The 23,196-nt window shown below is 69.0% G+C and carries 19 protein-coding genes; 11 read left to right on the top strand and 8 right to left on the bottom strand.

Translation table 11 applies throughout. The annotated features are described in order from the left end of the window. The first annotated feature begins 53 nt into the window (after positions 1-53). Entirely contained in the window at positions 54-1,760 is a 1,707-nt protein-coding gene (locus AC3WRV_RS05485; protein ID WP_492312445.1) for an Hsp70 family protein, read from the top strand. Beyond that, a complete protein-coding gene (locus tag AC3WRV_RS05480; RefSeq protein ID WP_492312444.1) occupies positions 1,751-3,598 on the top strand; it encodes a J domain-containing protein in 1,848 nt (615 codons plus the stop codon). Before AC3WRV_RS05485 ends, AC3WRV_RS05480 begins: the two co-directional genes overlap by 10 nt. A 3-nt stretch (positions 3,599-3,601) precedes the next feature. On the opposite strand, the gene AC3WRV_RS05475 is transcribed toward AC3WRV_RS05480, so the two are convergent. Together AC3WRV_RS05475 and AC3WRV_RS05470 are read right to left on the bottom strand one after the other, a co-directional pair. After that, positions 3,602-3,940 carry a DMT family transporter gene (locus tag AC3WRV_RS05475; RefSeq protein WP_492312443.1) on the bottom strand — a complete coding sequence of 113 codons (339 nt, stop codon included), beginning with the start codon at positions 3,938-3,940 and terminating at the stop codon, positions 3,602-3,604. After that, entirely contained in the window at positions 3,937-4,515 is a 579-nt protein-coding gene (locus AC3WRV_RS05470) for a TetR/AcrR family transcriptional regulator (protein ID WP_492312442.1), read from the bottom strand. Before AC3WRV_RS05470 ends, AC3WRV_RS05475 begins: the two co-directional genes overlap by 4 nt. Before the next feature lie 83 nt (positions 4,516-4,598). Here AC3WRV_RS05470 and AC3WRV_RS05465 point away from each other — a divergent pair, with 83 nt between their 5' ends. The 7 genes from AC3WRV_RS05465 (at position 4,599) to AC3WRV_RS05435 (ending at position 12,702) form a co-directional block, all read left to right on the top strand. After that, positions 4,599-6,425, top strand: coding sequence for an ABC-F family ATP-binding cassette domain-containing protein (locus AC3WRV_RS05465; RefSeq protein WP_492312441.1), 1,827 nt, complete (start codon positions 4,599-4,601; stop codon positions 6,423-6,425). A 56-nt stretch (positions 6,426-6,481) separates the two neighbouring features. Continuing rightward, the gene (locus tag AC3WRV_RS05460; RefSeq protein WP_492312440.1) at positions 6,482-7,465 is read left to right on the top strand and encodes an alpha/beta hydrolase; all 984 of its coding nucleotides are present in this window, start codon (positions 6,482-6,484) and stop codon (positions 7,463-7,465) included. Positions 7,466-8,108: 643 nt separating this feature from the next. Further along, positions 8,109-9,155 carry an ABC transporter substrate-binding protein gene (locus AC3WRV_RS05455; RefSeq protein ID WP_291836261.1) on the top strand — a complete coding sequence of 349 codons (1,047 nt, stop codon included), beginning with the start codon at positions 8,109-8,111 and terminating at the stop codon, positions 9,153-9,155. Then, a complete protein-coding gene (locus tag AC3WRV_RS05450) occupies positions 9,148-9,903 on the top strand; it encodes an ABC transporter ATP-binding protein (protein WP_291836264.1) in 756 nt (251 codons plus the stop codon). Before AC3WRV_RS05455 ends, AC3WRV_RS05450 begins: the two co-directional genes overlap by 8 nt. Then, positions 9,900-10,652 (top strand): ABC transporter permease, encoded by a 753-nt coding sequence (locus AC3WRV_RS05445; protein ID WP_492312439.1) that lies wholly within the window; start codon positions 9,900-9,902, stop codon positions 10,650-10,652. The genes AC3WRV_RS05450 and AC3WRV_RS05445 overlap by 4 nt, the downstream gene beginning before the upstream one ends. A gap of 74 nt (positions 10,653-10,726) precedes the next feature. After that, on the top strand, positions 10,727-11,611 hold the full coding sequence (locus AC3WRV_RS05440; RefSeq protein ID WP_492312438.1) for a hypothetical protein: 885 nt from the start codon (positions 10,727-10,729) through the stop codon (positions 11,609-11,611). Next, complete coding sequence (locus tag AC3WRV_RS05435) at positions 11,608-12,702, top strand: DUF2336 domain-containing protein (protein WP_492312437.1); 1,095 nt, start codon at positions 11,608-11,610, stop codon at positions 12,700-12,702. Before AC3WRV_RS05440 ends, AC3WRV_RS05435 begins: the two co-directional genes overlap by 4 nt. A gap of 163 nt (positions 12,703-12,865) precedes the next feature. Here the strand turns inward: AC3WRV_RS05435 and AC3WRV_RS05430 are convergent, their stop codons facing one another. From AC3WRV_RS05430 to AC3WRV_RS05405, 6 genes are all read right to left on the bottom strand, one after another. After that, a complete protein-coding gene (locus AC3WRV_RS05430) occupies positions 12,866-13,297 on the bottom strand; it encodes a Ros/MucR family transcriptional regulator (protein WP_291832600.1) in 432 nt (143 codons plus the stop codon). 143 nt (positions 13,298-13,440) lie between these two features. After that, positions 13,441-14,658, bottom strand: coding sequence for a DUF2336 domain-containing protein (locus AC3WRV_RS05425; RefSeq protein ID WP_291832602.1), 1,218 nt, complete (start codon positions 14,656-14,658; stop codon positions 13,441-13,443). Between the two features lie 81 nt (positions 14,659-14,739). After that, positions 14,740-15,612, bottom strand: a complete 873-nt coding sequence (locus AC3WRV_RS05420) for a DUF1349 domain-containing protein (protein ID WP_492312436.1) — start codon at positions 15,610-15,612, stop codon at positions 14,740-14,742. 125 nt (positions 15,613-15,737) lie between these two features. Further along, positions 15,738-16,718, bottom strand: a complete 981-nt coding sequence (gene cysK, locus AC3WRV_RS05415) for a cysteine synthase A (protein ID WP_291832608.1) — start codon at positions 16,716-16,718, stop codon at positions 15,738-15,740. Positions 16,719-16,858: 140 nt separating this feature from the next. Next, positions 16,859-18,367, bottom strand: coding sequence for a methyl-accepting chemotaxis protein (locus AC3WRV_RS05410; RefSeq protein WP_492312435.1), 1,509 nt, complete (start codon positions 18,365-18,367; stop codon positions 16,859-16,861). Positions 18,368-18,497: 130 nt separating this feature from the next. Next, positions 18,498-18,986: an Lrp/AsnC family transcriptional regulator gene (locus AC3WRV_RS05405; protein WP_492312434.1), complete on the bottom strand. Its 489-nt coding sequence runs from the start codon at positions 18,984-18,986 to the stop codon at positions 18,498-18,500. Positions 18,987-19,070: 84 nt separating this feature from the next. Between AC3WRV_RS05405 and AC3WRV_RS05400 the strand changes: the two genes are divergently transcribed. Beyond that, complete coding sequence (locus AC3WRV_RS05400) at positions 19,071-19,985, top strand: EamA family transporter (RefSeq protein WP_492312433.1); 915 nt, start codon at positions 19,071-19,073, stop codon at positions 19,983-19,985. 109 nt (positions 19,986-20,094) lie between these two features. Beyond that, positions 20,095-23,178: a DUF3857 domain-containing protein gene (locus AC3WRV_RS05395; RefSeq protein WP_492312432.1), complete on the top strand. Its 3,084-nt coding sequence runs from the start codon at positions 20,095-20,097 to the stop codon at positions 23,176-23,178. Positions 23,179-23,196: the final 18 nt, after the last annotated feature.

Raw genomic sequence — 23,196 nt, 5'->3', positions numbered from 1 at the left:
CCCGAAAGCCGCCGTCAAGGTAGGGAAAATCGAGTGGCGTTCGGGGGATACGCGTGATCATCGGCATCGATCTGGGCACGACCAACAGCGCGGTCGGCGTCTTTCGCAATGGCAAGGCGGAGCTGATTCCGAACAGTCTCGGCCACGTCCTGACGCCTTCGGCCGTCAACGTCGATGAAACCTCGGGCGAAGTCATGGTCGGCCTGGCCGCGCGGGAGCGTCAGTCCACCCACCCCCGCCACACCGCCACGGCCTTCAAGCGCTACATGGGCGCCAACCGCGCGACGCCCCTGGGCAAACGTGACTTCACGGCCGAGGAACTGTCGGCCCTCGTTCTCGGCCGCCTCAAGGCCGACGCCGAGGCCTATCTGGGCGAGCCGGTGACCGAGGCGGTCATCACCGTCCCCGCCTATTTCAACGACAAGCAGCGCAAGGCCACCCGCCGCGCCGGTGAACTGGCAGGCCTTCGCGTCGAACGCCTGCTCAACGAACCCACCGCCGCCGCACTGGCCTACGGCATCCACGAACTCGGCAATGAGAGCCGTTTCCTGGTTTTCGACCTCGGCGGCGGCACCTTCGATGTCTCCGTGCTCGAAATCTTCGAGGGCGTGATCGAGGTCCGGGCCTCCACCGGCGACAATCGTCTGGGCGGCGAGGACTTCAATGACGTCCTCATCGAGGAATTCCGCCGCACCGCGGGCAAGGACATCAGCGAAAAGGACCGCGCTGACCCCACCTTGCGCGAACGCATCCGCGTCGCCGCCGAGCGGGCCCGCCGCGCGCTGACCGAGGGCTCCTCGGCCACCATGTCCATCGTCTGGAAGGACCAGGCGATCGAGCGGCAGATCAGCACCGAAGAGTTCGAAATCCTCTGCACTGGCCTGCTCAACCGCCTGCGCGATCCGGTCCTGCGCTCGCTGCGCGACGCGGGCATCCGCTCCGAGGACCTGTCCGAAATCATTCTGGTCGGCGGCTCGACCCGCATGCCCGTGGTCCGCAAGGCCATCACTCGCATGTTCGGCCGGTTCCCCGCCAACGCCGTCAATCCGGACGAGGCCGTCGCCCTTGGCGCCGCCGTCCAGGCCGGGCTCAAGTCCCGCGACGTGGCCCTGAAGGAAGTCGTCATGACCGACGTCTGCCCTTACAGCTTGGGGGTCGAGGTCGCCGAGCGCGGTCCGGGCGGACGCATCATCGACGGCATCTTCTCGCCGATTATCGAGCGGAACACCGTCATTCCGGCCAGTCGGACACAAAACTACGCCCCGATGCGTGATCACCAGCGCGAGCTGATCCTGCGCATCTATCAAGGGGAGTCGCGCCATGTCGTCGACAACGTCCACCTCGGCGAAATCAAGGTCCCCCTCGCCGGCGGCCGCGCCGAGGACGGCGCCACCGATGTCCGGTTCACCTATGACATCAACGGCCTGCTCGAGGTCGACGTCACGGTGATGAAGACCGGTGAGACCCGTCAGCTGATGATCGTCGATGACGATGTCGCCGCCGCACCGGACTTCGAGAAGCGCCGCGCCGCGCTCGCTGCGCTCAAGCAGCACCCGCGGGATTCCGATGCGGTGAAGACCGTCCTCGCCCGCGGCCACCGCTGCTACGAGGATGCACTCGGCGAAACGCGCCAGTTCCTCGGCGACCAGATCACCCGCTTCGAACTGGTGGTCGAAGGCCAGGACCCGCGCGAGATCGAGCACGCCATCGGCCAGCTCACCGCCGTCCTCGACCAGTTCGAGGGCCAGACGTGGCTCTAGGCGGATCCATCTGGTCCATTCTCGGTCTCGAGCCGACCAATGACGAGCGCGAGGTTCGCCGCGCCTACGCCCGTCGTCTGAAAGAGGTCCATCCCGAAGACGACGCCGAAGGCTTTCAGGCCTTGCGCGAGGCCTATGAACGCGCCCTCGACATGGCCCGCCGCGGCTGGGCTGTCCCCCCTGCGCGCAAGCCGCGCAAGAAAAAGGCCGAAACTGTCATCGATGCGCCTGCTTCCGACGACCGCTGGGCGGACGACGATGCGGACCGCTGGACGGAGCCTGAGGCTGACTCGGGTGAAGGCTGGAACGACGCCGGGACAGACCGGTGGGACGTCGCCCCTCCACCGTCCGCGCCTGAACCGAAGCTGTCGCCTGAGATCGCCGCCGAGCTGGAGGCCGAAAAGGCCCGGCTGGCGGCGCACGCCGCCCTGTGCGACCAACTTGAAGGCCTGCTTCGCCAGACCACCGCGCCCTCCGGCGATGCGCTCGGCATCATGCTGCGCATCTTTCGCTCGCCCGCCATGGACTCGCTGCGAGTTCATGCAAACACCGAGTACTGGCTGGCCCACGCCATCGCCCGCGGCGGCCCGGCGGCCGACAGCCTGATTGAGTCAGCGGTCAAATTCTTCGGCTGGGACAGCGGACGGGTCGGCGTTGACATGTCCCACGCCCAGCCTGTCCTGCAGCGCCGCGAGACGGCCCTCATCATAGAACGGCTGGCCCGGCCCATGACCGTCGGCCACGACGCTTGGAAGGCCTTGCGAACGAAGCAGACCCTGTTCCGTCGCATCGCCGACCGGCTTGATCCGTTCCTGTCGCGACAGGTGACCGATCTGCTCGCCCGAGCCGCCCACGACCTTCCGGACCTGTACAGCCATCTCGACCCCGACGCCGTGGCGACCTGGCGGGCGCGTCTGGCCCATCCCCGGTTCAGCGCCCTCTTCCTGCTCAGCCTGCTGATCGTACCGCCGATCCTGGCTCTGATCGCGGTCAGCACGGGCGCATTCGGTCCGACGGCCCTGCTCAACATCCTCGCTGCCTGGGTGGTCGCCTTGGCCGCCATGACCGGGATCGGCGCGGCCTGGGTCAACGGCGTGCTCAAGCCGGCCCGTGAATGGGCGGATCGTTATCCGTGGGACGCCCCCCTGTGGAAGCGCCTGGGCTGGGCCCCGGCCGCCGCAGCCCTGCTCACAGTCGCCCCCTTCTTCCCCAACATGGACTGGCTGTGGCCAGGGATCCTGCTGGCCGGACTGGGCCTCGTCGCCTGGGCGCGGATCGTCACCGCCCACATCCCGCCTCCGCCCATGTCCCGCTACCGGATCTCCGAATTCATCGGCGTCGTCCCGATCCTCTTCTACGTTCTCTCCCTGCCCGCCTCCGCCTCGCAGCCGACACTGATCGCCGCCATGGTCAGCGCGACCCTGGTCTTCCGCTTCGGCGGCCACGCCATCGTACAGGAATGGCTCTACCAGAGCCCGGATCGCCAGCGTCTGACTTCCCTGGTTCTGATCGTCGGCGCCGTCGTGGTGGGCGGCCTCGCCGTCCTCACCGCCCGGACCGGCGCGCCAGGCCTCGCTGTCGGCCTGGTCTGCGGCTTCGCCTTCATGGATCGCGCCCTGGCGACGGATCGCTTCGGCCCCGCATTCCAGTTCCGGCGCATCTGGCTCACGACGGGCTGGTTCGGCGCCCTGTTCGTCTCGGGCTTTGGGGAAGCAATGGCGAAGACCGCTCCTGCGGCCTTCGCCGTCTGGCTGGTGATCGCTGGCGTCATCACCGGCGCCGCCGCCTTCCTTCCCGAGCCTGGCCGCAAGAAGCGCAAACCCGGCGCGCTGGCCTGATCGTCAGTGACTGACCGACCTGGAGAACAGGTTGATCACCAGCACGCCGCCGACGATCATCGCCAGCCCGGCGATGGCCGGCAGATCCAGCTTCTGTTTGAACAGCACTGCCCCGATCGCCGCGATCATCACCACGCCCAGCCCGCTCCAGATCGCGTAGGCCAGCCCGACGGGAATCTGCTTCAGCGCGATCGACAGCAGGTAGAAGGCGATCAGGTAGCAGAGGCCCATCCCCAGCGTCGGCCACGGCCGGGTGAACTGCTGGGACATCTGCAGCATCGTCGTCCCCGCCACTTCCAGCCCGATGGCGCCCGCCAGGGCGGCCCAGGTCAGCGGGTTCATCGCGCCGTCTCCATCAGGGTATGGCCCGGCGTCAGCAGCGACAGCAGCGCCCGGCGCTGGTCCGGTGATACGTCGTAGACTCCGAAGATGTCCGACATCCACAGGCCGTCGGCCACCAGTCGCAACAGCAGGGCGTCATCCGCCCCGACCGGGTCGGTCGGATCGTCCGCCCGCACCGGAGCCGTCGCTGTCGACCAGCGCTCGCGCAGGGACGGCTCGATGGCGCAGGCGGCCAGGATGGCCCGCCCGATGCTCACGTCTTCCGAAGTCACCGCATCGTTGATCGTCACGCGCAGATAGGCGCGCGCCAGCCGTCCGTACGGCTCCGGATCGCGCGCCGCCTCGTCCAGGACCGATGCGCTGAACGTCTCGCCCAGATAGTCCACCACGCCTTCGAGCAAGGCCATCTTGGTCGGGAAATGATGAAGCAGCGCGCCCTTGCTGACCGTGGTGCGCGCCGCGACCGCGTCCAGGGTGAAGCCTCGGGGCCCCAGTTGGGCGACGACTTCCAGCGCCTTGTCCATGATCTCGGCGCGGGTGGTGTCGGGCGCGCGGCGGCGTGTCTTGATGTCCATTCGCCTTACATACCGGCTGGACGGTAAGGGTCAATCGCGCAAGGCCGTGGCGATGCGTCGCCCCCTCCTCTATATGGCCCGCCATGGCTGCCCGTCCCCCCCTCGTCGCCCTCAAGGATGTCCGTCTTCAGGACGGTCAACGCCCATTGTTCGACGGTGTCGACATGGCCATCGAACCGCGCACCCGCGCCGCCCTCGTCGGCCGCAACGGGGCGGGCAAGTCGACCCTGATGAAGATGGTCATGGGCCTGATCGAGCCCGACGCCGGCGACCGCTCGGTCCAGGCCGGCGTTCGCTTCGCCTATGTCCCGCAGGAGCCGGACATCGCGGGCGAGACCCTGCTCGACTACGCCGCCTCGGGCGGCGCCCAGCCCTGGACCGCCGAAAGCTGGCTGACCACCTTCGGCCTCGACCCGCACAAGCCGGCCGTCAATCTCTCCGGTGGCGAGACCCGCCGCGCCGCGCTGGCCAAGGCCTTCGCCGAGGAACCGGACCTGCTCCTGCTCGACGAGCCGACCAACCACCTCGACATCCTGGCCATCGAATTGCTGGAGAGCGAACTGCTCTCCGCGCGCTTCTCCGTCCTGGTCGTCAGCCACGACCGCGCCTTCCTGAACCGCGTCACCCAGTCGGTGCACTGGCTCGAAGGTCGCCGCGTGCGCACGCTCGACAAGGGCTTCGTCGCTTTCGACGACTGGGCCGACAAGGTCATGGAAGAAGAGGCGGAGTCGCTGCGCCGCCTGACCAAGAAGATCGAGGCCGAGACCTACACCTTCTACCGCTCCATCACCGCCCAGCGCACCCGCAACGAGGGCCGCGCCCGCGCCCTGATGGCCATGCGCGCCGACCGCGCCGATCGGGTCAAGGACCTGCCGCGCGAGCTCCAGCTCGGCGTCGACAGCGGCGTCACCTCCGGCAAGCTGGTCGCCGACCTCAAGGGCGTCAGCAAGCGGTTCGGTGATCGCATCATCTTCAAGAACCTGACCACCCGTGTCATCCGCGGCGACCGACTGGCCATCGTCGGTCCCAACGGCGCGGGCAAGACCACGCTGGTCAAGGTCTTGCTGGGCGAACTCCAGGCCGACGAGGGCAGCGTCCGCCTCGGCGCCAATCTCGACCCGGTCTATCTTGATCAATCCCGCGAGGGCCTGAAGTCCGACATGACCCTGTGGGACGCCCTCACCCCCGGCGGCGGCGACTCCATCCTGGTGCGCGGCGTCTCCAAGCATGTGGCCGCCTACGCCAAGGACTTCCTCTTCTCCGAGGCCCAGCTGCGCCAGCCGATCTCGACGCTGTCGGGCGGCGAACGCAACCGCCTGCTTCTGGCCCGCGCTCTGGCCAAGCCCGCCAATATGCTGGTCCTCGACGAGCCGACCAACGACCTCGACATGGACACGCTCGACAAGCTGGAAGAGCTGCTCGAGTCCTATGACGGCACCCTGATTCTGGTCAGCCACGACCGCGATTTCGTCGACCGCCTGGCCACCTCGACCATCGCGATGAATGGCCGCGGCGACATCGTCGAAACCCCCGGCGGCTGGACCGACTTCATTCGCCAGAACCCCGGGTTCCTCCAGCCCGGCGCCAATCCGCGCCCACAGGACAAGGAGGCCGCCAAACGCGCCGAGGCCAACCCCGCCCCGGCCTCCGTCGCCGCCGCGCCCAAGAAGCCCGGCAAGCTGACCTTCAAGGACAGCCATCGCCTCAAGGAGCTGGAAGGCCTGCTTGAAAGCCTGCCCGGCCAGATCGCCAAGCACGACGCCGCCCTGGCGGATCCCGAACTTTACAGCCGCGATCCAAAGGCCTTCGACCGCGCCATGACCGCGGCCGCCCGGGCGCGCGAGCAGCTCGAGAACGCCGAACTGGAATGGCTCGAGCTGGAAGAGAAGAAGGCCGCGCTCGGCGCCTGATTTCGGCGTCCGAACGCCGCATCGCCAAGCGCGGCCGTTCGGCCTAGCCTTCCGCCATGCCCGCTGCCGTCCGCCGTCTTGAGCTGACCCCGTCCGAACGCCGCGCGGCCGCCCGGACCAACGCCGCGCTCGGCGTCATGCCTCGCCTCAAGACCGACGGCTGGCGACTGCAGGCCGGCCAGTGGGCCAGCGGCGCCTTCGGGGGAGCGGCCCAGGCGGTCACTGCGGCCTGGCTCCGCCGTCGCGGCGTCCGCGTCGAGACCCTGTGTATTTCCTCTCCCGACGGCGACGTCACCCTGCGCATCCTGCATCCGCCCGGCCCGCCGCGCGGCGTGGTCCTCGACATGCACGGGGGCGGCTGGGTTGTCGGCAGCGCGGGTCTCAACGATCATCTCAACGCCGACCTCGCCGCCGAAGCCGGCCTGGCCGTCGTCTCGGTCGACTATCGCCTGCTCAGCGAAACCCGAGGCGTCCTGCTCCAGCACGCCATCGCCGACTGCGCCGCCGCGGGGCGCTGGCTGATCGACCACGCCGCCGCCCGTTTCGGCACGACCGATGTCTTCATCTGCGGCCAGTCCGCCGGCGCCCACCTGGCCGCCCTGACCACCATGGCCCTGCGCGACGAGGGCCGCCTCGGCGCGGTGCGCGGCTGCGTCCTGGTCTATGGCGTCTACGATCTCAGCGGCACGCCGTCCGTCCGCGCCGCGGGCCGGGACGCCCTGATCCTCAACGGCCCGACCCTGGCCGCCGATCTCGGGCGCCTGCTGCCTGATCGCGACGAGGCCGGGCGCCGTCGTCCCGACGTCTCCCCGCTGCAGGCCTCAATGCGCGGTCTCCCACCCGCTCTCTTCATCGCCGGTGATCTGGATCCCCTGCGCGACGACAGCCTGCTGATGGCCGACGCCTGGTCCGCCGCCGCGCGCTCGGAGTTGATCGAGATTCCGCTCGCCCCACACGGCTTCATCCATTTCGGCGGTCCGGTCGCCCGGCGAGCGCTCAAGGAAATCAGCGGCTGGCTGGACCGCAACGTCTCCGGGTGAGCGAATTTCCGGGCGATTCGGATCAGAATTGACCCTGTTTCGCGCCCCTGTGAATAACGCTGCAATAGCTTCACAATTCGAAGAAATTCGTTGCCGTACGAAAGTCGATACAGGGTTCGGACAAGTTTTATCCCGAAAATCGTCCACAACCGGATGATTCGGGGTGCTTGCTGGATCCGGGATTTAGAGCGAGCTTGATCAGGCCGAGGGACACGGCGGCGCGGAAATCCGGGGAGACCCGGGGCTCAAGGCGAACCGGCCCGGCTCTCTGACCCGACGCTGCGGGCGGTCTTTGGACCGTAACGGGCGGGAGGCAGGATCAAGGCTCCAAGGGAATGTCGAAGGCTTCGGCCAGAGACGGAACCGGAAGGGAACCGGATCAGGATCGAAGGACGGCGCAGGCCAGACCTGTGGAACGCCGGAGACCAGGAGCGCGAGAAGATACAGCTGACCATCGCCGGGGTTCGCTCCGCTGATGCTGAAGCCAGGGTCTGAAACCTCAAAGGCCAAGTCCAACCCGGACTTGGCGAGGGGACGAGGAGCACCGGTTCGCCGAGGCCCTTCGTCCCCTCGCTCAATTCCGGCGTCTGGCGCCGTTCTCCTTCGCCCTTTCGCCGCCATCGCCTTGGCCGTACATAAGGCCATGACCTCGCGTGGGAATCGCCGTTTCGCACCCGACCGCCGCACCCTGCTCGCCGGAGCCGGGGCTCTGGCCGCCACGACCGTGCTGGCGGGCTGCAACCGTTCCGAGGTCGAACCCGACGCCGATGGCCGCATTCGCCTGCGCTTCGCGACCGACTGGCGCGCCCAGGCCGAGCACGGCGGCTTCTATCAGGCGCTCGCCTCGGGGGCCTATGCAAAGCGCGGCCTGAACGTCCAGATCATCCAGGGTGGCCCGGGCGTGAACGTGCCTCAGCTGCTTGCCGCCGGCGCCGTCGAACTGGGCATGGGTTCCAACAGCTTCATCCCCATGAGCCTGGTCGCCGAGGGCGCCCCGGTGAAGGCCGTCGCCGCCTTCTTCCAGAAGGATCCGCAGGTCCTCATCGCCCACCCGGATCCCGCGTTGAGGAGCATCGCGGACCTGGCGGGACGCCCCTTCCTTCTGGCCGACGCCTCGATCAACGCCTTTTGGGTCTGGCTGAAGGCCAGGTACGGCTTCACCGACGATCAGGTCCGCAAATACACCTTCAACCCCGCGCCCTTCCTCGCCGACCCGCGCGCCGTGCAGCAGGGCTATCTGACGTCTGAGCCCTACACGATCGAGAAGGAGGCGGGCTTCGAGCCGCGCGTCTTCCTGCTCGCCGACGAAGGCTACCCCTCCTACGCCACCATGGTGCTGGCCCCGAACGCCTTCGCTCGCGACAACGGCGACGCCCTGCGCGGCTTCATCGCCGCTTCGGCCGAAGGCTGGCGCGACTACATCCAGGGCGACGGCAAGGCCGCCGACGCCCTGATCCGGAAAGACAATCCGGAGATGACCCAGGACATTCTCGATCAGGCCCGCGCCAAGCTGAAGGCCAACGGCATCGTCGATGGCGGAGACGCCGCCCTCTATGGCCTCGGAACCATGACCAACGAGCGCTGGCAGGCCTTCTTCGACGTCACCAGCCAGGCCGGCGTCTATCCGACCAACCTGGATTGGCGGCAGGCCTTCACCACCCAATACCTGCCCGGGCGTGGCCGTGGCTGACGTCGTCGCGGCGCTGACCGGCGCCGTCGTCCGCTATGCGGACCGGGCCGCCATCGGCCCCCTGAACCTGTCTGTCGCCCCGGGTGAGATCGTCGCCGTCGTCGGCGCCTCCGGTGCGGGCAAATCGACGGCCCTGCGCCTGCTCGCCGGACTGGAGCGCCCATCCGAGGGCCAGGCGATCACCACCGCCCCGGGCCGCACCGCCTTCGTCTTCCAATCTCCCACCCTGATGCCCTGGGCGGACGCCCAGACCAATGTCGCCCTGCCGCTCGAGCTGTCCGGAACGCCGAAGGACGAGGCCCGCGCCCTGGCCGCCGCCGCCCTCGCCTCCGTCGGCCTCGGCGAACGCCTGACCGCCCGCCCGCGCCAGCTCTCGGGCGGCATGGCCATGCGCGCCTCCCTGGCCCGGGCGTTGGTCACCCAGCCCGACCTGCTCCTGCTGGATGAGCCCTTCGCCGCGCTCGACAGCGTCACCCGCCGCCATCTGATCGAGGACCTGCACAGCCTCTGGGCCGGACGGTCGCCACGCCCCGCCATCGTCTTCGTCACCCATGACATCGAGGAAGCCGTCTATCTGGCCGGACGCACCGTCGTGCTCGACGCCGTCAGCGGACAGGTGGCCATGGCACGCCCGACGCCAGGCGATATCCCGCGCCAGGCGGGCTGGCGCGCCGATCCCGATTACCGCGAGACGGTCGAGACCCTGGCCGCCGCCCTCGCCCACGCCATGCCGGACCGCGTCGCGTGAGCCGCCTTGTCGCCCCGCTGGCGCTGATCGCCCTGCTGCTCGCGGTCTGGGAGATCGCCTGCCGCCTGTGGCAGGTCCCCGTCTACTTCCTGCCGCCGCCCAGCGCGGTCGTCGTCTCCCTCGTCGAACGCGCGCCCATTCTCGCCGGGTCCGCCCTCCAGACCTTCCGCATGGCGCTGCAGGCCCTGGCTGTCGCGGCCCTGCTCGGCGGCGGCCTGGCTCTGGCGGTGTCGATCAGCCGCACGGCCGAGCACGCCGTCCGTCCGCTCGCCGTGGCCCTGCAGGTGACCCCGATCGTCGCCATCGCGCCCCTCGTCCTGATCTGGGCCGGGCTCGACCACGCCGACCGCGCGGTCGTCGCCCTGGCCGCCGCCGTCGCCTTCTTCCCGATCTTCTCGGGCGTCCTGACGGGGCTGAAGTCCGCCGACCCGGACCTCGAACGCCTGTTCGACCTCTACGGCGCCTCACGCATCCAGCGCCTCATTCGCCTGCGCATCCCCGCCGCCCTGCCCTTCGCGCTGGAGGGCCTTCGCGTCGCCTCGGGTCTGGCGGTCATCGGGGCGGTGGTCGCAGAGTTCGTCTCCGGCTCCGGCGCGACCCAGGGCCTGGCCTGGCGGCTGCTCGAATCCGGCAACCGCCTGCGCACCGCCGACATGTTGGCGGCCCTGATCTGCCTGATGGCCATGGGGCTGGCGCTCAGCGGTGTGGTCGGTCTCGTTGAGCGCCGCGTGCGGGCGTATCTCTCCTGATCCGGGCGTTAGCGACGGGTTAAGCCCGCCGCGGATACCGTGCCTCTCCAACTCCCCGCGTTCGGAGACGCCCCTTGCGTCGCGCCAACTGCCAGACCCTCGGCCTTGCGGTCCTCGTCCTCGCGACGACGGGAGCCGTCGGCGTGGCCGCCGCCCAGACCCCGGCGCCGACCCAGGCCCGCTATCTGAACTGGGCCGGCCGCGGAGCCGGCGCCGCCGCGCCTGCGCTCGCCGACGTCTCGGCCCGCCCTGACGCGCAACCGCGCCGCTCCAATCGTGTCATTCCTCACGGCGGCGCCTACGAGGCGCCTCCCGCAACCCCGACCGTCGCCTCTGACGCGCCGCGCCGCACCCTGACCCCGGCCACCGCCTGGCTCCGCGCGCCTGCGCCCGTTGCGGCGCCGGCGCCGGTGGCCATGGCCGCCCCGGTCACGCCACCGCCACCAGCGCCTTCGGCCCGCGCCGTTCCCGACTTCCTCCCTGACCAGGGCGGACGGGGTCAGCCGGCGCCCGCCGAGATCGCCCTCGCCGCTCCTCCTCCCGCCGCCGCCGTCGCGGGTCCGTCGGACGACCCCATGGCGCCTCGCCGCGACGCTCCGATCTTCCGCCTGCAGCGGACGCCGGCTCCCGCGGCGCAGGCCGCCCCGGCCCCTCAGGAGCAGGTCGAGCCCGCCCGCGCCGCGCCCCCGTCCCCTCGCGTGGCCATGGTCGCCGCCAACCCCGAGGATCGTCCCTCCGCCCAGAGCGCCCGCTACTATTCGGTGCATCGCCAGAACGGGCGCGAACCCGACGCCCTGACCCTGCCCCAGCCGACCTATGTCGACGCCCTGGCCATCACCACGCCCGTGACCATTGCATCCCAGGACCTCGCCCAGCCGGAGCAGGCGCCGACCCTGATCCGCGACGCCCAGGGCCGTGTCCGTGCCCAGCCCGCCGCGCCGGAAGGGGACTATCAGTGAGCGACACCGTGGCCGTGTCGCGCCTGCCCGATCTGATCGCCCTCGCTGAAGAAGGGTCGAGCGAGAAGCGCCGGGCCCTGCTGCGCGAACTGACCGAGCATTTCTTCGGTTCGCCCGCGCGCACCGCGACCGAAGACACCCTCTACGGCGCCGTCCTGGCCAAGCTGGCCGACGATATGGAGACGGCCGTCCGCGCGGAGCTCTCCAGCCGCTTCGCCAACACCCCGGATGCGCCCCACGCCCTGATCCGCCGCCTGGCCAATGACGAGGCCGCCGTCGCCGGCGCCGTCCTGGCCCACTCGCCCGTGCTGACCGACGAGGACCTGCTGGGCGTCGTGCGCAACCATGGCCAGGATCACCTGCGCGCCGTCTCGGCACGCCCTTCGGTCTCCGAAGCCATCTCCGAGGTCATTGTCGAGCGCGGCGACGACGAGACGCTCGGGACCCTGCTGCGCAACGACGGCGCCCGCCTGTCGCGCAAGGCCTCCGAGGTCGCCGTCGAGCGGGCCAAGGCCAATCCGGCCCTGCATGACGCCACCGTCTCTCGCGTGGGCCTGCCCGCCGACCTGCTCAACGATATGTATTTCGTCGTCGAGGCGCGTCTGCGGAACCAGATTCTCGAACAGAACGCGCGCATGGATCCGGCCCTGCTGGACGCCGCGCTCGCCGCCGGCCGCGCGCGCGTGGCCACCGACGACGGCGCACTGCCCGCCGATTATTCGGAATGTCTCGCCTACGTCGAGGAGCTGAAGGCCGCTGGGCAACTGACGCCCCAGATGCTGGCTCGCTTCCTCCGCTCGGGCGGTCGGACCTCCTTCCTGATCGCCCTGGCCCAGCTGTCGGACATCGACTTCCACACCGCGCGCCAGATCGTCGATCGACGCGAACTCGACGCCCTCGCCGTGGTCTGCAAGGCGGCCGATCTCGATCGCGCCCTGTTCCTCACCTACGCCGTGGTCCTGTTGAACGACGACGGCGACGCCATGGCCAAGGCCCACTCCTACGCCCGCATGTACGCCGAACTCAGCCGCGAGGCGGCGCTCCGCACCCTGCGCTTCTGGCGCATGCGCCGCGGCGCTCAGGCCGCATAACAAGTGGCTGGTGTTTGCAAATTCTCTGGTCGCGGAAGGGCGGCTCGAACGGCGCGGCCGCACGCTGGTGGCTAGCCACTAATCACTGGCCACTAGTCACTTCACACGCGCAAACGCCCGCCGGAGCGATCCGGCGGGCGTCTTCGTCTGTCCTTGCGGACGCTTACTTCTTGGCGCGGGTCGCGGTGCGGGCCGGCTTACGGCCGCCCTGGCCCAGGCCCATCTGCTTGGCCAGATCCGAACGCGCCTTGGCGTAGTTCGGAGCGACCATCGGATAGTCCTTCGGGAGGTTCCACTTGGCGCGGTATTCCTCGGGGCTCATGTTGTACTTGGTGCGCAGGTGGCGCTTCAGCGACTTGAACTTGCGACCATCTTCCAGACAGATCAGATAATCCGGCGTGATCGACTTGCGGACCGGAACGGCGGGCTCGCGGGGTTCCGGCTCCGGCTCGACCGCACCGGTCGAAACCTGCGACAGCGCCGCGTGGATGCTCGAAATCAGGCCAGGAACTTCCGAAGCCTGCACGTTATTGTTGCCGACATAGGCCGACACGATATCGGCGGTCATCTCGAGCAGTTGCGAAGTCTCTTCCATAGCCATCCCGCCTACAATCTCTGTTCGGTTCGACTGAATCAGCATCGACCAATCGTCGGCGCTTTGAATAGAGAGCTTCTGTTTTGAAAGCAATGGCGCCGTGTCAGCACCTCAAATCTGATGAGGCACCACGGCTTGATCGTTCAGCGACCGAAGTTTTCCGCCAACGCCAGCATCGCCGCGCGCTCCGGGGCCGAATAGTCGTCCACCCCCTCCTCCTCGCCGTCCCGGATCGCCCTGAGTAGAGCGGGGGTCAGGGCTGAAGACAGCGACCAGTTCCAGTAGCGCAGGACCGTTTGCGCCCGGTCAACGGCCAGCATCTCATAGGTGATCTGCACGCGTTCCCAGACCGGATCGGGAGAGCCGTCCAACAGAGCTTCAGGACGCCGCATGGATCGCCACAGCAACTGAAGCTCGCCCCGTCCAAGCCCCGTGGCCTTGCACAGGATGGCCAGCGGCTCGCCGCCCGGATCGCCCAGGATCTTGGCCCCGGTGATCGGCTTCACCCCGGACAGGTAGGCGATCTCGGTCGCGATCTCTCGCGACAGCCCCATCTGGCCCGCGGCGGCCACCGCCTCCTCCAGGCCACCGTAAGGGCTCTTGGCGATGGCGGCGCGGTTCCGCTGGCGGCGCTCGATGAACTGCAGCGCCTTGCGCGACACCGGGTCCTGCCAGCCTTCCTCGGCGGCCATGGCGAAGACGTCCTCGGACACCTCCTGCATCACCTCCCGGGACACGGCGAACCGCTGCAGGATGGTCCGGCGATCCTCCGGGCCGCTCCACCAGAACATGACGTAGGCGCCCGACGGACGCAGCTCAGGCCGTTTCAGCAGGTGGGCGCACAGGTGCCGGTCCGTCCGGCTCAGGCTCACCACCCCTTCGACCGCCACCTGGCTCAGCCGCGCCGTCGTGTTGCGCAGCACCGCCTCGATGACCTGGCTCTCGCCGAAACTCAGCAGGGTCTCGCTGACCACCTCCGACAGGCCGCGACGGCTGGCCATCAGGAAGCGGTGCTCGACCTCGGCGTCCCGCGCGCAGGCGACCAGATCGGCGTCGGACAGCGACGCGCATTGCTCGATCAGCAGGCCGGCGATCTGCGGCTCGTCACGCAGCAGCATCCGCGCCAGGGCGTTGGGCAGCTCCGCCAGCGGGGCCAGTCGCGCGGCCACCCTGCGCCGGTCTTCCGGAGAGGCCAGCCGCAGCATCTCGACCAGCAGGTCGCCGGTCACCGACCGTTCGAACGCATTGATCCGGCTGGCCGGCAGGGACACCACGTCCGCCAGTCGTTTCAGCAGCGCATGGCGCGCGCGAAGCCCGGCGACGGGCGCGGTCTCCTCGGGCTGGGCGGCGGGCTCGGACATATCGTGCCCACGATAGATCGCGCGCGGTTAACCGCCTGTGACGACCGCCGGCCTCCGACAACCTAGGGTAAAGCCTGTTCATCAGTCGCCGAGAAGCGCCAGCAGTTCGGCCTCCGGCAGGTTGGGATCGGCCAGCGGATTGGCTCTCACCTGCCCGTACCAGTCCGGCGAAACCTGCGGACGCGGGCGCGAGAAGCGGATCCAGTCCGCCTCCAGGATCATATCCACCGGCGCGTCGCGATTGACCTCGCGGTTGATGACCTCCGGATTCTCAGGTCCCGGCGGAACGGCGTCGCTGGTCGTGTAGGCGATCAGCCCGACCTGCATCACCAGGCTGTTCTCCATTCGATAGAAGCGGTCGCGCACCCGCCAATGGGTCTCGCCCTCCGGCCGCGCCAGGGCGATCAGCACCATGCCGACCCGCACCAGCCGCAACTCGACCCATCCCGTCGGGAACGGCCGTAGCTTGAGCGAGGAATAGCTGTTGAAGGTGGATTTGGTCTCCGTCATCGGCTCGCCGGCGACATGACCCACGCCGGTGGTGATGAAGTGCCAGTTCTCGGCCCTCGGCGCCCATTGCGCGGCGCTCAATCGGCTGGGGACCCGCGTCATCAGCCCGCCCAGCGACCAGGTCCCGCCGGGGATATCGCCCGCATGGCCGCGCACCCTCACCCGGGCGCGGACGTCGAAATCGCCCCGTACCTCACGGAACAGAAAGGGCGCGTTCAGGTCGCGCACCCAGGCCGAATGATAGGGCTCCAGATGCAGCGCGCCCGGTGTGCTCTCGCCGACATCCAGGGCCTTGATCTTGTCGGGCCAGCCAAAGGTCTGGTCGAAGCGGCTCCAGCCGGTCAGCGCCCCGTCGTTGAACTCGTCCGACAAGGTCGTCAGGTCGTCCTGCGCCAGGGCGGGCGAGGCGGCGAGCAGGCTCAGACAGGCGAGAAGGGCGCGCATGACCGCTCCATCGACGAACAAGGGTCCGCCAATGCGCCGCGCCGCGCCCATCCTGTAAAGTTAAGCTTCGGTCAGGTTCGACCCGCTTCCGCCATGCGCCTGAAACGAACCGGTAACAGACCCGCCTACAGCCCCTCGAACAGGGCCGTCGACAGATAGCGCTCGGCGAAGCTCGGGATGATCGCCACCACTGTCTTGCCCGCGTTCTCCTCGCGCGCCGCGACCCGGAAAGCGGCCGTCAGCGCGGCGCCCGACGAGATGCCGACCGGGATGCCCTCGAGCCGCGCCGCCTTGCGCGCCATCTCGAAGGCGTCCTCGTTCGACACCTGTTCGACGCCGTCGATGACCGAGCGGTCGACGATGGTCGGGATGAAGCCCGCGCCGATCCCCTGGATCTTGTGCGGCCCCGGCTCGCCGCCGGACAGCACGGGCGAGGCGGTCGGTTCGACCGCGATCATCTGCACCGAGGGCTTGCGCGCCTTCAGGGCCTGGCCGACGCCGGTGATGGTGCCCCCCGTGCCCACGCCGGCGATGATGATGTCGACCGCGCCGCCCGTGTCGGCCCAGATTTCCTCGGCCGTGGTCTCGCGGTGGATGGCGGGGTTGGCGGGATTGTCGAATTGGGCCGGGCTCACGGCGCCGGGCGTCCGCTCGATCAGGTCCTGCGCCATGGCGATCGCGCCCTTCATCCCCTTCTCGGCCGGGGTCAGGACCAGCTCCGCGCCCAGCAGGGCCAGCATCTTGCGGCGCTCGATCGACATGCTCTCCGGCATGACGAGGATCAGCTTGTACCCCTTGGCCGCCGCCACGAAGGCCAGGGCGATCCCGGTGTTGCCGCTCGTCGGCTCGATCAGCACGCTGCCCGGCCCGAGCTTCCCGGCCTGCTCCAGCGCCTCGATCATGGCCACGCCGATCCGGTCCTTCACCGAGGCGATCGGGTTAAAGAACTCCAGCTTGGCCAGCACCCGCGCCTTGGGCTGATATTCGGCCGACAGGCGCGGCAGCCCCACCAGCGGCGTGTCGCCGATCGTGTCGATGATGGAGTCATAGATCTTGCCGCGGCCCGATTTGCGGTGGCGGCTGGCGTCGTACGAAGCGTCGGTCATGGGGAGGTTTCCGGGCGGCGATCAGAGCGTGACATTAAAGCACGTTCTGCGGGACTGAACCTCTCCGATCTGGGGTAGGCGCGTCATGACGCAAGGGCCGGATGAAGCCTTCGCGGTCAGCGTGGCGCCCGTTCAGGCGATCAGAACTCCTGCCAGCCGTCCTCTTGCACCGCCCCGCCCGCCGCGCCGCCGCCGGCGAAGGCGACGATACGGGCCCGCTCGCGCACCAACGGCGCGGGCGGAGCCGCGCGGGGCCGAAGGGTGTGCACCGTCGGCGTCGCGGCTCCCGTCCGGGTGCCCGTCTCGAAGCGTTCGACCAGGGCGGCCAGTTGCGCGGCCTCGGTCTTCAGGTTCGCCGCCGCCGCCGTGGTCTCCTCGACCATGGCCGCGTTCTGCTGGGTGACCTGATCCATCTGGTTCACCGCGCTGTTGACCTGCTGCAGGCCCGTCGCCTGCTCCTGCGCCGAGGCCGAGATTTCGGACACCAGCGCGTCCATCTCCGCGACCCGCACGACAATGGCCGACAGGGCCGATCCGGCTTCGTCCACCAGCTTCACCCCCGCCGCGACCTGGCTTGTCGAGGCCGAGATCAGCGCCTTGATCTCCTTGGCGGCCTCCGCCGACCGCTGCGCCAGGGATCGAACTTCCGACGCCACGACAGCGAAGCCGCGACCGGAGTCTCCGGCCCGGGCCGCCTCGACCCCCGCGTTCAGCGCCAGCAGATTGGTCTGGAATGCGATCTCGTCGATCACCCCGATGATCTCGCCGATCTGCACCGAGCTCTTCTGGATTTCATCCATGGCGGAGATGGCGTCGCGCACGACTTCGCCCGAGCGTTCCGCTTCCGAGCGTGCGCCCGCCGCCGCGGTCGAGGCCTGCCGGGCGCCCTCGGCGCTTCGCTTCACGGTGGCGGTGATTTCGTCCAGCGCTGCGGCGGTCTCTTCCAGCGAAGCGGCCTGCTGCTCGGTGCGGCGCGACAGGTCGTCGGAGGCCGACGAGATCTCGTCCGATCCGCCGCGCAATCCGCCGACCGCCTCCGTCACCTGCGTCAACGCCGCGCGCAAGCTGTCGATCGCCGAGTTGTAGTCCTCGCAGATGCGTTGGTGCCCGCCGCTCATCTGACCCTCGATCGAGGTCGTCAGATCGCCGTCCGACAGACGCGACAGGCTGGAGGCCAGGGATTCGACCAGCATCGTCTGCGCCTGTTCCGCCTCGATCCGCGTGGCCTCGTTCCGGCGGCTCTCCTGTTCCTCTCGGGTGATGTCGACGGCCAGCTTGATGACCCGAACCGGGCGACCGTCCGCCCCCATGATCGGATTGTAGGAGGCCTGCAGCCAGATCTCGCGGCGCCCCTTGGCCAGCCGCCGGAACTTGCCGGCCGCGAACTGCCCCTCGTTCAACGCGCGCCAGAAGGCCGCGTACTCGGCCGAGGCCGCCTCGTCGGCGTCCATGAAGGTGCGGTGGTGCGCGCCCCGGATCTCATCCAGGCTGTAGCCCATCGCCAGCAGGAAATTCTCATTTGCGTTGATGATGGTGCCGTCGAGATTGAACTCGATCACCGCCTGCGAGCGGCCGATCGCCGCCATCCGCCCTTCAAGTTCGGACACCTTGTCCAGCAGTTCAGTGTTCTGACGACGCCCGGTGAACATGACAGCCTCCCGCATCGGGCGATCACAATCGCGTCGCCACCCATGATTGTATGCTGCTGCTCGGTGGCTTTACGATTGGTTGTCCAAGTCTCGCGGATAAACCCGTAGGTTGCTATTAACCCTCAAGTAATCAGCCCTGACCGGACAAGACCGCCCGGGCCGGATCGAAGCTCACGACTTCGCGAATCGTGATCATGCTCTTGAAGGCTCGAACATGAGTGTCGGTGGTCATCTCTCGTTGGCAGAAGGCTTCGTACTCCGCCATAGACCGCACTGAGACATTCAGCAGGAAATCCGTCTCTCCCGTCACGTCCCAACACGCCTGGATTTCCGGACTGGCGGCCATGGCGGCCTTGAAGGCGTCGGTGTGGCGGCGTTCCTGGGTGTTCATCTCCACCAGCACATGCAGCACGATGCGGGGCTCCACCCGCGCCGGATCGACCACCGCCACGTCGGCGACGATCACCCCCTCGGCCCGCAACCGGCGCAACCGGCGCAGAACCGCTGACTCCGACAGCCCTACGGCCTCGGCCGTCACCCGGGCCGGCTCCAGATTGTTGCGTCGGACGCGTGCGAGCAGCTTGTGGTCAAACGCATCGAGGGTGACGAATTCCGTCATATACAGGACCTTCATGACGATTTCAGTCGCACTGGAACCTGAAATCGCCGGGAAGCGCAACCGGTTCCGGACTATGCTTTCCTTATGTACATGACCGCCGCCCGCCGCTCCCTGTCCTCCCCCGCCTTCCTGGCGGCCATGCCCTACCTGGCGTTGATGCTGGGAATGGTGTCGCTGGCGATCGGCACGTCGTACGCCAAGCAGCTCTTCCCTGTCGTCGGCGCCGAAGGGACCTCGGCCCTGCGTGTCGGCCTGTCCGCCCTGGTGCTGGTCGCGATCTGGCGGCCGTGGCGGTTCCGCCTGAACCGCGCCGACGCCGGACGGGTGCTGCTCTACGGCTTGGTGCTGGGCCTGATGAACCTCAGCTTCTACATGTCCCTGCGCACCATCCCCCTGGGGCTGGCCATCGCCATCGAATTCTCCGGCCCGCTGGTCCTGGCCCTGATCCACGCGCGGCGGCTGATCCATTTCGTCTGGATCGCCTGCGCCGTCGCGGGGCTGGGCATGCTGCTGCCGATCTGGAGCGGGGCCCATGCCCTGGATCCCGTCGGCGTGGCCTTCGCCGCCGCCGCGGGCGTGTTCTGGGCGCTCTACATCGTCTTCGGCAAACGCCTGTCGCACATGCATGCGGGCCAGTCGGTCGCACTGGGCATGAGCACCGCCGCCCTGGTCATCCTGCCCTTCGGCGTCGCCACCGCCGGGATGAACCTGCTGGCGCCCGCCGTTCTGATCGTCGGCCTGTGCGTGGCGCTGGCGTCCAGCGCCCTGCCCTATTCGCTGGAGATGATCGCGCTCCGCCACATCCCTAAACGCACCTTCGGCGTCCTGCTCTCCGGCGAACCGGCCATCGGCGCCATTGCGGGCCTGATCCTGCTGCACGAACAGCTCAGCGGCCTGCAGTGGCTGGCCATCGGCTGCATCATCGTCGCCTCGGTCGGCGCCATCCTGACCACCGGCCGTGACGCGCCGTCCGACGCCCCGGTTCCGACCGCGAACTGACTTCCCGCGCGGCCGAATCCGGGCCTCACGCGCCTCCGGCGTTTCACCCGCTTGCCCTCTCGCGCTCACGCTGTATCAGCGATGGAGACCTTGGGTGGGGGAACTCCGGATGCCGACTTCATTGCGGGCCGTCTGCACAGCCGTGATCGGCCTTGCGTTGATGCTGGCGACGTTCGCCGCTCCGGCGGAGGCCGGCGGCCGGGTTCTGAAGGGCCCGACGCCCGCCTGGGTCCTGCCGTCCGACGAAACCGCCGCGCCCGCCCGCGCCGCCACGGGCGAAGGCCTCCGCTTCCTGCTGCTCGACAGCCAGCTCCGGGCCGAGGACGATCAGCAGTTCGTCTACATCCGGACCCGCAGCACGGCCGCCTCGCCCCAGGGCGTGATCGCGCTGGGCAACATCGCCCTGACCTGGAGCCCGGAGAGCCAGGACATCACGATCCACCACGTGACCATCCTGCGCGACGGCCAGTCCATCGACGTGCTGGCGTCGCAGGATTTCGAGACGCTCCGCCGTGAGGAGAACCTGCAGCTGGCCATGCTCGACGGCCGGCTGACGGCGGTGCTCCAGCCGGCGAGCCTGCGCGTTGGCGATGTGCTGGACGTCGCCTACACCATCACCTCGCGCGACTCCGTCCCGGGCGAGAAACTGGCCCAGGCCATCGACCTGAACATGCCCCTGGTGGTCGAGCGGCAGCGGGTGAGGGCGTCCTGGCCCAACGCCATGCCCGTCACCGTCCGCGCCACCGACAACTGGATCCCTGTGCCCGTCCGCCGCAACGGCGCCTATTCAAGCATCGATGTCGTGCGGGAGAACGCCCAGCCCATCCTGATCCCCGACGACGTTCCCGTTCGGTTCCAGGCCATCAACCTGATCGAGCTGAGCGCCTACCGCGACTGGGCCGAGGTCGCCGCCACGCTCACGCCCCTCTACGACCGCGCGCGCCGCCTGGCGCCGGACTCTCCGCTGCACGCCGAGATCGCCCGCATTCGGGCGCTGTCCGACGACCCCGCCGTTCAGGCCGCCGCCGCCCTGCGGCTGGTCCAGGACGAGATCCGCTATGTCGCCCTGCTGATGGGCGAAGGCGCCATGACCCCCGCCGACGCCGACGAAACCTGGAACCGGCGTTTCGGCGACTGCAAGGGCAAGACGGCCCTGCTGCTCGCCCTGCTGGACGGCCTTGGCATCTCCGCCGAACCCGCGGTCGTCAGCCTCGCGCAGGGCGACCTGGTCGGCCAGCGCCTGCCGACCCTCGAAGGCTTCGATCACGTCCTGGTGCGGGCGGTCGTGGCGGACAAGACCTACTGGCTCGACGGCACCCGGATGGGCGACCGCCGGCTGGAGGACATCATCGTTCCCCCGCTACACTGGGCCCTGCCGCTCGTCGCGGCGAACGGTCAGCTGGAACGGCTCGAAACCGCGCCGCTCTCCGTCCCCCAGTCGGAAACCATCATCGCGTTCGACGCGACGGCCGGGCAGCACGCCCCCGCTCCGGTCACCGGCTCCCTGATCATGCGCGGCGACGGGGCGGCGGCCCTCGCCGGCCAGATCGGCCTCATCACCCCGCAGCAAAGGGACCAGGGCCTGAGGGGCATCTGGACCGGCCTCTTGCACGACGTGGTGATCGACGAGATCGGTTCCAGCTATGACCGCGAAGCGAATGTCCTGACCCTGACGGTCAAGGGCTCCATGCCGCTGGACTGGAGCAACGGCGGCCTGATCCCGCCCGGCTCGACCTACCAGTCGCTCTCCGCCATCGAACGCACCGAGGGTCCGTTCCGCCACACGCCCTATGCGGTGAACCATCCGGTCTTCGACCGGCAGCTGGTGACCGTGCGCCTCCCGGACGGCGGCGCGGGCTTCCGGACCGCCGGAGGCCAGTTCGACCGCACCGAGCTGGGCCATCACATGAGCCGCACCGTCCGGCTTGAGGGCGACACCGCGACGATCGAAGTTCTGGTGCAGAGCCTGACCTCCGAGGTCACGGCCGTCGAGGCCGACGCGGGCCGCATCGCCGCCGACAACCGCCGGGCGGACTACCCGCGCATCATCGCCCCGACCGGTTACCGTCTGACCGAGGCCGATCAGACCGCCCTGGCTGCCGACAGGCCGACGACGGAGGGCGCCTGGCTTGACCGGGCCGTCGCCCTGTCGCGGGCCGGCGACCCGCGCGGCGCGGCCGATGCGGCGACCCAGGCCATCGCGCTGGCTCCGGACAGCAGCCGGGCATGGGCCAATCGCGGCGTCTACCGCTTCTGGGCCGGTGACCGCGCGGGCGCCGCCTCCGACCTGGAGAAGGCCGTCGATCTGGATCCGTCCGAACGGATCGCGATGAACGGCAATGCGCTGATCGCCCGGGCGGAGGGACGCTACCAGGATGTGGTGATCGAAATGACCCGCGCCCTGCGCCAGGCGCCGACCGACGAGTTCGCCCTCGGCATGCGGGCGAACGCCTATCTGGCGCAGAAGCAGTTTGACCGTGCTCTGCGGGACATCGACGCCCTGCTGGCGGCCGATCCGTCGCGCATCGACACCAAGATGCTCCGGATCGCGGCCTTCCAGCTCGCCGATCGTCAGGACGATCTCGAGGCCGCGACGACCGAGATCCTTCTTCAACATCCCGACGATCCCCGGGTGGTTCTGCCGGTGGCCCGCTACCGACTGACCCACGGCAGAGCGCAGGAAGCCTATGACCTGATCAACGGACTGATCGTTGATGGCGAGACTCCGCCGCCCGACCTGCTGATCGCGCGCGCCGGTGCGGCGCTGACGCTCGGGCGTCCAGACGAGGCCGCGGCGGACTTCCAGACCGTCCGAAGCGCCCACTCAGATGACGCCGGCATGCTCAACAACCTGTGCTGGAGCGCCGCCCTCGTCGGCGCCCTGCTGGATCAGGCCCTGCAGGACTGCGATGCGGCCCTCGCGCTCGCTCCCGGCTCGGCCGCCATTCTCGACAGCAAGGCCCGGGTTCTTCTGCAGCAAGGAAACACCGCCGCGGCGCTCGAAATCTACGACGCCGCCCTGGCCGAAAACCCGGAACTGCCGGCCTCCCTCTACGGCCGCGGCCTGGCCCGTATCGCGCTTGGGCGGACCGAGGAGGGCGAAGCGGACAAGGCGGCCGCTCTCGCCCTCTACGCCGGCGCCGCCGACGACTTTAAGAGCTATGCACCGTTGGTGGAGGCGGCTCGCCCCTGATCTTCACCTCCGGTTAAC

Source organism: Brevundimonas sp. EU05-FHT14B11, from assembly GCF_058790835.1.
The sequence above is the reverse complement of the archived record's forward strand: the minus strand, read 5'-3'. Positions and strand labels throughout refer to the sequence as shown.